Here is a 12,368-nt window from a genome sequence, read left to right as displayed (position 1 = left end):
CCTCACGGCCTGACGGCGCCGCACGCCGTCGATCGCGTCCAGACTCATCCGGCGGTTGCCTCGGGGGCAGCCGCCCCCGGGCGCACCTCCCTTTCCGGGGATCACGCGGCCCACCACGGTGGAGCTCTCTGTCTAAAATAAAATACGGAAAATCTTATTGCGATATTCATGTGCGCGAATAAGCTCGGGAAAACGAGGGAGAGCGCGATGAGAGATGAGCAGGATGCCGCAGAGGCACCTGAGCGTTCCGAAAGCGAAGAGGACAATCGGGCGCGCATGCTTGCCAGCCCGATGTTCGTCGGCTCGTTGCAGCGCGGCTTCGCGGTGCTGGAGGCCTTCACTCCCGATCAGCGCGAGATGGGCATCACCGAGATCGCAGCCGCGACCGGTCTCGACAAAAGCGCAGCGCAGCGCTTCACGTTCTCGCTCTATGCGCTTGGTTATCTCGAGAGGAATCCGGCGACCCGCAAATACAGTCTGTCGCGGCGCGCGCTTGGGTTCGCCTATGCCTATCTGCGCAGCGATCCGCTGGTCGAGGTGGCGACCCCCTATCTCGCCGACCTCCGCCAGAACTGTCAGCAGCGGGTCGATCTCAGCGTTCTCGACGGCACCGACATTCTCTACGTCGTGCGTCTGCAAAGCCAGCGGGAGGCGTTCGGCGCAACCTTGGTCGGCCGCCGCATCCCCGCCTTCTGCGCGTCCGGCGGCCGGGCCATGCTGTCGCGCCTGCCGGAGACGGAAGCCCTGGCTCTGGTCGAACGCAGCAACCGCAGGCAGCTGACGCCCTATACCGTCACCGATGTCGATCAGATCATGGCTGCGATCGACCGCGCCCGGACGGATGGGTTCGCGATCTCCGTGCAGGAAACCCTGGTGGGCGAAATCGTGGTCTCGGCACCCGTGGTCGATATGCGCGGCTTGCCGCGGGCTGCGGTTCACATCGCCATGTCCTATGCCGAATACGACGAGAGCACGGTGCGCGAGCGGTTCGCACCGCTGGCTGTCGCGACTGCGCGCCTGATCGCCGGTGGTGGCTACTAGCGATGAGCGGCTACCCACCCACTCATTACGCGGCGACGCGAACCGACGACGCGCGCTGGCCGGGGCTGGACGGAGATCACGAGACTGAGACCTGCATTGTCGGCGGCGGCCTTGCCGGCGTCGCAGCCGCGCTGGCGCTGGCCGAGCGCGGGCGGTCCGTCATCCTGCTGGAGGCGCACCGCATCGGCTGGGGCGCATCGGGACGCAATGGCGGTCTTGCCACGCGCGGCTATCCGATTGCGATGCCGGCCCTGGCCGATCGCCTCGGCATCGACGAAGCCTGGGCGCTCTGGCGGCTGAGCAGCGAGGCGCTCGCCATCGTTCGTCGCCGGGCCGAAGCGCTCGGTCCGACGGTGCTCGTCGGCCACGGCGCCCTGCGGTGCCGGATGGCGGAACACCCGGACAGCCTGGGCTTCTATGTCTCAGCCATGAACGAGCGCTTCAATGCGGGCCTCGTTCATCTGCCGGCGGCCCAGCTCGGCGCGATGCTCGCGACCGATCGCTATGCCGACGGTTATCTCAATCCCTCGTCGCTTCAGCTGCATCCGCTGAATCTGGCGCGTGGCATGGCAACCGCTGCGGCGCAGCACGGTGCACACCTGCACGAAGGCGCCGCCGTCGTCTCGCTGAAGCGCCGGGGCACGGCCTGGACCGTCACGACGAAGGTCGGCGCCGTCTCCGCCCGTCATGTCGTGCTTGCCGGTGGCGCGCATCTCGGCCTGCTCCACAGGCGCCTGGGACTTGCGACGGTGCCGGTCGCGAGTTTCGTGATGACGACGGAGCCCGCACCCGAGCGCATCAGGCAGGCGATCGCGACCGACGCCGCCGTCTCGGATACGCGCGTCGCCACTGATTATTATCGCGTCCTGCCCGACGGACGGCTGCTCTGGGGCGGGCGGGCGAGCGCGCTTGAACCCAACGCGGCGCGGCTGGCGCGGCTGCTGCGTGGCGACATGGCGCGGATCTATCCGCAACTCGCCGATCTGAAGGTCGAGATGGCGTGGGGCGGCCTGATGCCGATCGCCCGGCACCGCATGCCGGTGATCGGCCCCCTGGAACAAGGACTATGGGCTGCCGCCTGTTTTGGCGGCCTGGGCCTGGTGAACACCACGCTCGCCGGCGAGCTGATCGCCGGCGCCATCGCCGACGGTGACGACCGCCACCGGCATTTCGCGCCATTCGGGCTGCCTTTCGCTGCAGGCTCGGCTGGCCGGGCCGCATTCCAGTTCATCTATTGGCGCCATCAGCTCGGCGACCAGTTCCAGCAGATGCGGCGGCGAGCATCGCGGCCGGCAAAGGAAACCCCATGACCGATGCAGCCGTCGCCATCTCGTCGGTACGCAAGACCTTCGCCGGCGCCAGTCAGCCTGCGCTGGGCGGCGTCTCGCTCGATATCCTGAAGAACGAGTTCTTCACGCTTCTGGGCCCGTCGGGCTGCGGCAAGACAACCCTGCTGCGCATGATCGCCGGATTCGAAAATCCGGATTCGGGCGCGATCCTGCTCGATGGCACGGCAATGGAGCGCACGCCGCCGAACCGCCGGCCGGTCAATACGGTTTTCCAGAGCTACGCCCTGTTTCCCCATATGAGCGTGGCGCAGAACATCGCCTTCGCGCTCGAGATGCTCGGCCGGCCGCGCGAGGCCATTCGGGCGCGCGTTACCGAGATGATGCGCCTGCTGCGCCTCGACGGCCTGGGCGACCGCCGGCCCGCCCAGCTCTCGGGCGGACAGCAGCAGCGTGTCGCCCTCGGGCGGGCGCTGGCGCCTGAACCGAAAGTGCTGTTGCTGGACGAGCCGCTGTCGGCGCTCGATCTCAAGCTGCGCAAGGAGATGCAGATCGAGCTCAAACGGCTTCAGACCGAAACCGGCATCACCTTCGTCTTCGTCACCCATGACCAGGAGGAAGCGCTGACGATGTCCGACCGCGTCGCCGTGATGCGCGGCGGCGCCGTCATGCAGATCGGGCGACCAGCCGATATCTACGAGCGCCCGGCCAATCTCTTCGTTGCCGAGTTCATTGGCGAGGCCAATCTCCTGCCTGCGATATGCGTCGATCGAAGCGGGGATGGCGGGAGCTTCCGCCTGGCTGGCGCGTCAGACGATGATGGCCCGATCGCCGTCGCCGATGCCGGCCTCCTTGCGCCGGGCGAGAAGGCGATGCTCGTCGTGCGCCCCGAACGCGTCGCCGTCGTGCCGGCGCAGACATCGCGCTTGCGCGGTCAGGCCCGCCAGGCCGTCTATCGTGGCAGCGATCTGATGCTGCATGCGTCTCTGCCGGGCGGGGCCCTGTTGCGGGCCCGCCTGCCGGGAGATGCCGATGTCACGGCCCTGATCGGGCAGGTCAGCGGCTTTGCCTTTCCGAGCGATGCCGTCAGGGCCTTTGCGGCATGAACGAGCTCCGCTCCCGCGATATCGCACTCACCGCGCCGGCCGCGCTGTTCCTCGTGGCCTTCATGGTCGCGCCGCTTCTGCTGATGGTCTACGTCTCGACGCTGGAGCGCGCACCCTTCGGCGGCGTGCTCTGGGGCAGCCATACCGCTGTCGCCTACGAGAAGCTGCTGCTCGAGCGCGATCTGCTCGGCGCGCTCTCCTTCAACAGCGACTATATCGCGATCTTCGGCCGCTCATTCCGTCTCGCGGCGATCACCACGGTGCTGACGCTCGCCATCGGCCTGCCGACTGCGCTCTACATGACCACGCTGTCGCCGCGCCGCGCCGCCATCATCCTGTTTCTGGTGACGGTGCCGTTCTGGACCAATCTCCTGGTGCGCAACTTCGCCTGGATCCTGATCCTGCGGAATGGCGGCCAGCTCGACAGCCTGCTGCTATGGCTCGGGATCACGAGCCAGCCGCTCGACATCCTCTACACGCCATGGGCCACCGGGATCGGCCTGACCTACTCGTTCCTGCCCTTCATGATCCTGCCCGTCTATGTGGCGCTGGAGCGGATCGACCGGCGGCTGATCGAAGCGGCCTTCGATCTCGGCGCCGACCGGATCCGCGTCCTCACCCGCGTCGTGCTGCCCTTGGCGATGCCGGGCATCGTCGCGGGCGCGGTTCTCGTCTTCGTGCCCTGTCTCGGCGCCTATGTCAGCCCGGAGCTGCTCGGCGGCGGCAAGTCGCTGATGATCGGCAATCTCGTGCAGGCCCAGTTCGGCGCGTCGCGCAACTGGCCGTTCGGAGCGGCGCTGGCGCTGGTGCTCGTGCTCATCCTGCTCTTGTCGCTGGCGCTGCTCGCGCTGGTGCGGCGGCGTGCGGAGCGCCTGTCATGATGCGCGACCAGAGCCTGCTGCGCATTCCCGGCGCCAGCGTCATCGCCGCGCTGGCGCTCGTCTTCCTGTATCTGCCGATCGTGACGCTCGTCGCCTTGTCGTTCAATGCCAGCGACCTGACGACGATCTGGACCGGCTTCAGCGTCAGATGGTACGCGGCGGTCCTCGACAATGGCGACATGCTGCGCGCGGCCAAGAACTCGCTGATCACGGCGAGCATTGCCACGGTGCTGGCGACGGCGGCGGCGACCGCCGCAACGCTTGGCGTCGCGCGCACGCGTTCGGCCTATCGCGGTGTCGTCGAAGGCTTGCTCGGACTGCCGCTGCTGGTCCCCGAAATCGTCACGGCGGTGGCGCTGCTGCTGCTCTTCGTGCTGATCGGGGCGCCGCTCGGCCTGCTCTCGGTCATCCTTGCGCACACCGTGTTCTGCATCCCCTTCGCCTATTATCCGATCCGCTCTCGCCTTGCGGGCCTCGACCCCGCTCTGATCGAGGCCGCGAGCGATCTCTACGCCTCGGCATGGCAGCGGTTCCTGCGCATCGAGCTGCCATTGCTCGGCCCCGGCATTCTCGCCGGCGCGCTGCTCGCCTTCATCAGCTCGCTGGGTGATTTCGTCATCACCTATTTCGTCGCCGGTCCCGGCGCCACGACGCTGCCCGTCTACATCTTCGGCATGATCCGCATCGGCGTCACGCCCGAAGTCAACGCACTCTCGGCGATCCTGCTTCTCACCTCGATCGCCGTGATCGGCGTCGCCTTCCTGCTCGGACGGCGGCCCGCCAGTCAACACAACGGAGGATAAGCGTCTTGAAACATTATTTCCGTCTTGCCATGGCGGCCCTGGCGATCGCCAGCGCACCAGGTATCGCGCTGGCCCAGTCCAAGCAGCTGCTGCTGTACAGCTGGGCGAATTATGTGCCGCCGGATCTGCTCAAGCGCTTCGAAGCCGAGACCGGCGTCAAGGTCAGCGTCGACGTCTATGACAGCAACGACACCATGCTGGCCAAGCTGCAGGCGGGCGGCGGCGGCTACGATATCGTCGTGCCGACCAATTCCGTGCTCGCCACCATGATCCGCTCCAACCTGCTGCAGAAGGTCGATGCGGCGAAGCTCGCGAATTTTGGAAATGTGAAGGCGCCGCATGATCGCCCCGATGCCGATCCGGGCCGCGAATACTCCGTTCCCTATCTCTGGGGCTCGACCGGCTTCACCTATGATTCCGCCAAGGTTCCCGGCGGCAAGCTGGCGGAGAGCTGGAAGGAATTCTTCGAACCGCGCCCCGAACTCGTCGGCAAGATCGCCGCGCTGAATGATCAGGGCGAAATGTTCAGCGCCGCGGCGATCTATCTCGGCCTCGATACCTGCACCGAGAACCCCGCCGATGCCCAGCGCATCCTGGAGCTTCTGGCGAAGCAGAAGCCGAGCGTGAAGATCTATTCCTCGACCGGCACGATCGATCGTGTCGCAGCCGGTGAGGTCGCGCTGCATCAGCAATGGAACGGAGCCTCGCACCGCGCCCGGGCCAAATTGCCGACTGCGGTCTTCGTCTATCCGACCGAGGGGATGAACCTGTGGGGCGACAATTTCGCCGTGCCGAAGGGCGCTGCGAACCCGGAGAACGCCAAGCTGTTCCTGAACTGGATGATGGACCCACGGAACGCCGCCGAAGCCTCGAATTTCAGCGGTTACAACAACGCCATCAAAGGTTCGGATGCGTTCATGACGGCCGAGCTGCGCGACAATCCCGCCATCAACCCGCCCGAAGCGTTGATGACGCGTTTCCGGCCGGTGAAGGATTGCTCACTCAAGGCGCGCGAGCTGCGCGACGGCGTCTGGACGCGCCTGCGCCGCTGACAGAGGACGGAGAGGCGTGCCGAAGGCCGCCTCTCCGCTTTCTTCGCTCCCACCAGGCTCGCCACCGAACAGCCTCGGGATTCCGCGCCCCCAGCCGACGAGGCGTCGCTCGTGCCCTGCGTCGCGCAGCTGACCGCTGAGGCTACGTCTCATCGCGCCCAGGCAGGTTGTTGCTCGAGCCCCTATTGTGTTGCGGCCGAACTTGGCCTTTTCTTCCTGAAGCTCGCCCAGTCATCCATTCCTACCTTCCATAATCTGCCGATCGAATCCGGAGGCCGGCAAAAGGTCTCAAACCGGATTGCCTTTGAAAGTGGAGAAGCCCGATGTTGAAGCAAATGAGCTTGGTCCTTGCAGTCTCGCTGGCGGTGGGGGTTGCGGGCTGCGCGACCGGTCCGACCGTGACAAGCCAGACAGTCATCGTCGCCGGCGTCGGCCCGGTGGAAGTCGAGCAGCTTGATGTCGAGGTTGCCGAGGTGAATCCCGCCGAGCGCATGGTGATCGTCCGGCAGGGCCGCCAGACCTGGCCCGTCGCGGTGCCGTCCGTGTTCGGCGATCTGCAGAATATCAACGCCGGTGACAACGTCCGGATCCGACGCGTCGAGGGCGTGATCCTTGGTGCCAAGCGCGCTCGGAAAGGCGCCAAGCCGACAATCGTCTATACCGAGGCGGTCAGCAGCCCCAGCTTCCAGAACCTGCCGGACAAGTTCATCGTGCGGACACTGACCGTAACCGCGAGGTTCGAGAGTTTCGATCCGGCGACAGGCGTCGTGAACTATGTCGGGCCGCTTGGACCGCGGACGCGTGAAGTCACGGATCCCGGCATTCAAGACGCGATCAGGCGCCTGAGGCGTGGCGATATGGTGGAGCTTACCTTCGCTGAAGGCTTCCACTTCCAGAAGAACTGAGCCCGTCGGCTCACCGCCGCCTGCCTATGCCAGGTGCGAGTTCCCCTCCGGAAGGAGGCGAGCATCGCGCCTGGTCGCAGCCGGGGCGCCACTCCTGCGACCAGGATGTCCTCAGCGAGGACGGGATGCATCCAGCCTTCGAGAGCGGGCCAACCTCCCGACCTCCGGTGACGGCGCCAGACCCATCAGGCACGGACGCTGCCTCACCGTCCACGCCGCTCCCGCACAGCCTTGCCCTCTACCATGTCACGCGCAGCCCGGCCGTCGCGGAGTGGGCGGTGACATCGCTGTTCAGACTGGCGTCGTAATCGGCGAACAGGGTCAGGTTGCGGTCGATCTGGAGCGAGAGGCCGGCGCCGATGACCGCGCTGTCGCGCGCGATCCGGGCACCCTGCACCGGGAAGCCTGCGGTCGGGGCGCCGATGAAGGACGCGTTCAGCACCATCGTGTCGTCGAGGAATTCATGCTGCCAGCGCCCGCGCGCCTCGACCGCGAGGCGGCCGGAGCCGATGTCGAAGCTCTTCGCCAGACGCAGGCCAAGGCTGCCGAGCAGGCTTTGCGCCGATTGCGACCGGGTCGTCAGGCCAATGCTGCCCGCGCCGGTCTCGCTGAAGCCGTCCTGGTGCAGATAGGTGTAGCGCAGTCCGGCCAGCGGCTCGATCTTAGACCAGCCGAGATCGATGCCATAGCTGGCCGCCAGCGCGCCGCTGAGGCGGTCGCCATCGTACGCGGCGCGGGCCTGGCGCGACAGGCCACCGAAGGCGATGCTGCGCTCGCTGTCGAAGCCGAGGCGGGCATAACCCAGGATGCCGTCGAAGCGCAGCGGGCCGCTGGCATAGCCGCCGTACAGCGCGCCCTCATAGGCCGTGACGCTGCCATTGCCGCCAAAATTGCGGAAATCGCCATCTGTGCTGGAATAGCCGACGCTGACGCCGGCCAGGAACGCGGGCGTGAACTGCCGGTCGACGCCGGCGATCGCGCCGCCGCCCCGATACGTGCCGCCGCCCGCATTCGCGTCGCCGCCAAGCTTGCCGAACAGGCCGTAGCCACGCAGCCAGGCGCTGCTCTGCGGCGCGACCGGGGCGGCCGGGAGCTGCCTCAGCATCGCCGCCAGCGGGTTGTTGGTCGCGCCCGGCGCATAGGCCATCGCCGAACTCCACTCGCCGCTGGGCCCGGTCTGGCCGGCGCGCAGCGCAGTCAGGCGCCGCTCGATCATTCCTGCAAAGGGCAGGAAGCCGCCGAGCGCCAGCGTGCCGAGATTGGCCTGCGTCTCGCCAGACAGCGCGGCCAGAGCGCGCTGCGCGCCGGCGCGCGTGCCGGCCGCCTGCAGTAGCCCCGCCACCTCGCGCAGGTCGCGGTCCGCGCCGGCGAGCCCGCGCTCCAACCCGCTGCCAGCCGCGCACTGGTTGGCTGAGGCGCAGACCTCCGGCGTGTCGAACGGCAACGTGCGGATGTCGAGATAGGCGACGCGGGGCTCATAGTGCAGGCTCGCCCGAATGAAGGCGGCCGTGCCGTCGCCGGCCGGCCCCTCGACACCGTCGAAGCGGCCGCTGATCCCCTGACCGGCGCTCAGCACGGGCGCGGTCAGGGAGCGCGGCAGAAGCCGGTTCTCGGCGGTGAAGGCGACGCGGCCGGCGAGGCCCGCCGAGCCGGCGACGGCGAGATGGTTGAGGCCCCCTGCGCCGTCGATCTGCTGGACCAGCGCGCCCTCGGGCCGCTGCACATAGTTGCCGTTGACCGTCAGCATGCCGACGCCATAGGCATCGCCCGCCCAGACGGCGCCGGCATTCTCGACGGAGCCGTTGATCACGCCGGTGCCGGCCAGCACGCCGAACCCGCTGACCGTGGTCGGGGAGGCAATGCTGCCCATCACCGAGAGGAAGCCGCCCTCGACGCGTGTTGCCCCGGCATAGGAGCTGTGCCCCGACAGCACGAGTTCGCCGCCGCCGCGCTTGACCAGGCCCCCTGCCCCGACGATGTCGTTCTCGAAGAATGCGACACCCCCTGGCTGCTCGATGACGAAGTCGCCCCAGTCGAAGCGGCCGGGACCGAGCACCGCCTTGCCGACGTCGAGCAACCCGTAGCCGAAGATCTCGTCCACCCCCGGCGGACCGATGTCCCGCGCCGTCCCCAACAGCGTCTGGCGCACCTGATCCGCCGTGAAGAACGGAAACATCTGCCAGACCAGGGCCGCGGCGCCGGTGACATGCGGCGCTGCGAGCGAGGTGCCGGAGACCTTGGAGTAGCCGCCGCTGGTGTTGGCCACAACGATGGGATCATCGGGAAATTCGGTGTCGAACCAGTCGCCGCCACCGGGCGCCGTCAGACACCAGTTCTTGGCCACGCCGCAGCGGTTGGTATACCAGGGCTCGTAGCCGTTCGCATAGCCCGCCACAGCCAGCCAGCCGCGCTCCAGCTCCGGGAAGAGATGCGGCAGTCCAGCCTGGGCACTCGGCTGGTTGAGACCCTGGTTCGCCGTGCCCCAGATGCTGAGAACGCCCGCAGCGACGGCGCGCCGATAGGCGGGGATGTCTGACGCATTCTCCGCCAGGTAGCTGTCCGCAGTGAATGCCGTAACCGGGCGGTCATCGCCGTAGCTGTTATTGATGATACGGACGCCGCGCGCCTGCAGGTCGGCATAGGCGCGTGCCGCGAAATCCAAATCGATCCATCCCCGCGCGTCTTCTGCTCCGGCCACGATGAGCGAGGCGCCAGGCGCGACGCCGTGCATGCCGCTGCCGTCACGGTTGGCGGCGATGACTGATGAAACCATCGTGCCGTGCCCGTCGCGATCGATCGCCTGCACCGTTCCGGTGGGATAATCGTAGCCTCCGGCGTAACGTCCGGTGAACTCGGAATGGCCGGCGAAGATGCCGGTATCGATGACCCCGACCAGGACACCGGTGCCATCGACGCCTCGGGCATAGGCCTTCGCGGCGTTGATCGTGTCCAGGCCCCATTGCGCCAGATATTCCGGCGTCCGCCACGTGTTCGGATCGGTCAGGAGACCTGTCGACTGGGCAGCGGCTGCGCTCGTCAGGACTGTCGTCAGCAACAGGGCGGCGACGGCGGGCTTGGCTCGGACAGGCAAGGGCATCCTCGGGCGGGAGCAAAAAGCCTCCGCACGGAGACTTATGTCCGCAGTTTCGAGATTCCGCCCGCGGCGCTCAATACGGCAAATGCCGTATTTCGTCCGGTGATTCCGCAGTTTTCGCCTCGCCGCGCGATGGCGCCGTCCACGGGGTCCGCGGGCTCCATGTCATCGATGCTTGGGTGATGCCCTGCGCACCCCGAGGCCAATACCAACCTGCCCACCATGATGCTGGCGGGAAAACCGGCGGATGGTCTGGTCTGAAGCAGCCTCATGGCGCAACAAGCGGAGCTGTCATCCCCTTGAGGTCAAAGGACGCCAGGCGCCTGTCCCCAGCCCCCTGTTCAGTCCACGCCAGCGCAACTCAGCTCACCCGCAGCATATCGCTGCCATCGCCGAGATAATGCAGGACATCGCGCGGGATCGAGGGGTCGTCGGGCTGCAAGGTCGTGGCGATGGCCATGTCCTCCCTGCCGATCAGGCCGGCGCGGCGATAATGCAAGGCGGTCCGGGTCGCATAGGGCTCGCGCAGCATGGTCGCCGCGATGCCGCTGGCGATGCCGAACATGAACTTGGTCTTGCTGCGCTGAACCGGCATCAGGATCGAGGTCGTCAGCTCGTTCTTCTGGACGCTCTCGAAATCGAAGAAGAAGATCCGCCCGGCCAGCGGCACCGTGAAACCGTGATATTTGAAGATGTAATCCGTCTTCCCGCGCGCTTCCGCGCTCGGAAAGCGTTCGAGATAGCAATGCTGGTAGAGGTTCTCGTTGCGGTAGATGCAGAGCAGCGAGCGGATGATCGCGCCCTTGTAAATCGATGAATACTGGTAGCGGTCATAGACCCCCGCAATATCGGGCGTCTCCCGCTTGGCGCCGAGTACGGCTGCATTCATGAAGGCATCGAACTGGCGCGAGCCGCGCAGCCGTTCCAGCACCGGGAAATAATTGCCGTCGACAAGCATCCGGACCTCGTCGGGGTCGGCGAAGAGCACGGCGATGCCCAGTCCGAAGAACTGCGAGATCAGCCGGATATTGCCGGGCGACGGCAGATGCACGCCCGAGAGGTATTTGTTGAACTGCTGCCGGTTGAGCCCGATCTTCTGGCAGACCGCCGTGATCGAGCTGTGCCGCTCGCAGAGGAACCTCAGGTTCGCCGAAAATCGTTCCACCCCATCCGGTCTCAAAGCGCCCCGCCCCCCAAGCATCAGCAGCATGATGACGCGATCACTGCGTCACTTCGCGTCAGCAATCAAGCGACTGCGAAATTGTCAGCCGGCACGGTAGCGCCGAACACTTGCGCTCAGATGTGGTGTGGAAGGCAGTGATGATCAGGCGCTTGAAGACGGCGGCACGGTCCGACGATGCGGTTCAGGACAGGGCTCTCACCAAGGCGGTGGAGGAGCTTTTGGCGCAGGTCGAGACCGGCGGCGACAAGGCGGTGCGCGCGCTGGCCACCCGGTTCGACGGGCTCGACCGCGCCTCCTACCGGCTGAGCGACGCCGAAATCCGGGCCTGCGTCGATGGGCTGACGACACAGCAGCGCGCCGACATCGCATTCGCCCAGGAGCAGGTCCGCAACTTCGCGCAAGCGCAGCGCGCGGCGCTCCGGGATATCGAGATCGAGACGCTGCCGGGCGTCATCCTCGGGCACAAGAACATCCCGATCGCGAATGTCGGCTGCTATGTGCCGGGCGGCAAATATCCGCTGCTGGCATCGGCGCATATGTCGGTCGTCACCGCCAAGGTCGCGGGCTGCGAGCGCATCATCTCCTGCGCGCCGCCGTTCAATGGCGCGCCCGCCCCCTTGATCGTCGCCGCCCAGCATCTGGCCGGCGCAGACGAGATCTACTGCCTCGGCGGCGTCCAGGCGATCGCGGCGATGGCCTTCGGCACCGAGACGATCAAGCCGGTCGACATGCTGGCCGGCCCCGGCAACGCCTATGTGGCCGAGGCCAAGCGCCTGCTCTTCGGGCGGATCGGCATCGATCTCTTCGCCGGCCCGACGGAGACGCTGATCATCGCCGACGAGACGGTCGATGGCGAGATCTGCGCCACCGACCTGCTCGGACAGGCCGAGCACGGCGTCAATTCGCCGGCGATCCTGCTGACCACCTCCGAGGCGCTCGCGCGTGAGACGATGCGCGAGATCGAGCGCCTGCTCACGATCCTGCCGACGGCAAAAATCGCCCGCCAGGCCTGGGAGG

Annotated in this window: 10 protein-coding genes; 8 read left to right on the top strand and 2 right to left on the bottom strand. The window is 66.8% G+C overall.

Going from position 1 to position 12,368, the window contains the following annotated elements; all coding sequences use genetic code 11:
* Window positions 1-207 precede the first annotated feature (207 nt).
* The 7 genes from AC1DRP_RS28555 to AC1DRP_RS28525 all read left to right on the top strand — a co-directional run bounded on the left by AC1DRP_RS28555 (window position 208) and on the right by AC1DRP_RS28525 (window position 7,074).
* Complete coding sequence (locus AC1DRP_RS28555; protein WP_476770233.1) at window positions 208-1,041, top strand: IclR family transcriptional regulator; 834 nt, start codon at window positions 208-210, stop codon at window positions 1,039-1,041.
* A 2-nt stretch (window positions 1,042-1,043) separates the two neighbouring features.
* On the top strand, window positions 1,044-2,351 hold the full coding sequence (locus AC1DRP_RS28550; protein ID WP_476770232.1) for an NAD(P)/FAD-dependent oxidoreductase: 1,308 nt from the start codon (window positions 1,044-1,046) through the stop codon (window positions 2,349-2,351).
* Complete coding sequence (locus AC1DRP_RS28545) at window positions 2,348-3,433, top strand: ABC transporter ATP-binding protein (protein WP_476770231.1); 1,086 nt, start codon at window positions 2,348-2,350, stop codon at window positions 3,431-3,433. Before AC1DRP_RS28550 ends, AC1DRP_RS28545 begins: the two co-directional genes overlap by 4 nt.
* Window positions 3,430-4,314: an ABC transporter permease gene (locus AC1DRP_RS28540; RefSeq protein ID WP_441493644.1), complete on the top strand. Its 885-nt coding sequence runs from the start codon at window positions 3,430-3,432 to the stop codon at window positions 4,312-4,314. The genes AC1DRP_RS28545 and AC1DRP_RS28540 overlap by 4 nt, the downstream gene beginning before the upstream one ends.
* Entirely contained in the window at window positions 4,311-5,117 is an 807-nt protein-coding gene (locus tag AC1DRP_RS28535; RefSeq protein WP_476770230.1) for an ABC transporter permease, read from the top strand. The genes AC1DRP_RS28540 and AC1DRP_RS28535 overlap by 4 nt, the downstream gene beginning before the upstream one ends.
* Before the next feature lie 5 nt (window positions 5,118-5,122).
* Entirely contained in the window at window positions 5,123-6,169 is a 1,047-nt protein-coding gene (locus AC1DRP_RS28530) for an extracellular solute-binding protein (RefSeq protein WP_476770229.1), read from the top strand.
* A 323-nt stretch (window positions 6,170-6,492) separates the two neighbouring features.
* Window positions 6,493-7,074 carry a hypothetical protein gene (locus tag AC1DRP_RS28525; protein ID WP_441507200.1) on the top strand — a complete coding sequence of 194 codons (582 nt, stop codon included), beginning with the start codon at window positions 6,493-6,495 and terminating at the stop codon, window positions 7,072-7,074.
* 238 nt (window positions 7,075-7,312) lie between these two features.
* Here the strand turns inward: AC1DRP_RS28525 and AC1DRP_RS28520 are convergent, their stop codons facing one another.
* Both AC1DRP_RS28520 and AC1DRP_RS28515 read right to left on the bottom strand, forming a co-directional pair.
* A complete protein-coding gene (locus AC1DRP_RS28520; protein WP_476770228.1) occupies window positions 7,313-10,165 on the bottom strand; it encodes an autotransporter domain-containing protein in 2,853 nt (950 codons plus the stop codon).
* A gap of 364 nt (window positions 10,166-10,529) precedes the next feature.
* Complete coding sequence (locus AC1DRP_RS28515) at window positions 10,530-11,333, bottom strand: XRE family transcriptional regulator (protein WP_476770227.1); 804 nt, start codon at window positions 11,331-11,333, stop codon at window positions 10,530-10,532.
* A 155-nt stretch (window positions 11,334-11,488) separates the two neighbouring features.
* Here AC1DRP_RS28515 and hisD point away from each other — a divergent pair.
* Window positions 11,489-12,368, top strand: an 880-nt coding sequence (gene hisD / locus AC1DRP_RS28510; RefSeq protein WP_476770226.1) for a histidinol dehydrogenase, incomplete at its 3' end; no start/stop codon positions are given.

The organism is Allobosea sp. 01N443 (genome assembly GCF_056399325.1).
Note: the sequence above shows the minus strand (reverse complement) of the source record. Positions and strands in the feature narration are given on the sequence as shown.

Coding starts and splice junctions, on each gene's coding strand:
- AC1DRP_RS28555 (WP_476770233.1), top strand. CDS start 208: ATGAGAGATGAGCAGGATGCCGCAGAGGCACCTGAGCGTTCCGAAAGC.
- AC1DRP_RS28550 (WP_476770232.1), top strand. CDS start 1,044: ATGAGCGGCTACCCACCCACTCATTACGCGGCGACGCGAACCGACGAC.
- AC1DRP_RS28545 (WP_476770231.1), top strand. CDS start 2,348: ATGACCGATGCAGCCGTCGCCATCTCGTCGGTACGCAAGACCTTCGCC.
- AC1DRP_RS28540 (WP_441493644.1), top strand. CDS start 3,430: ATGAACGAGCTCCGCTCCCGCGATATCGCACTCACCGCGCCGGCCGCG.
- AC1DRP_RS28535 (WP_476770230.1), top strand. CDS start 4,311: ATGATGCGCGACCAGAGCCTGCTGCGCATTCCCGGCGCCAGCGTCATC.
- AC1DRP_RS28525 (WP_441507200.1), top strand. CDS start 6,493: ATGTTGAAGCAAATGAGCTTGGTCCTTGCAGTCTCGCTGGCGGTGGGG.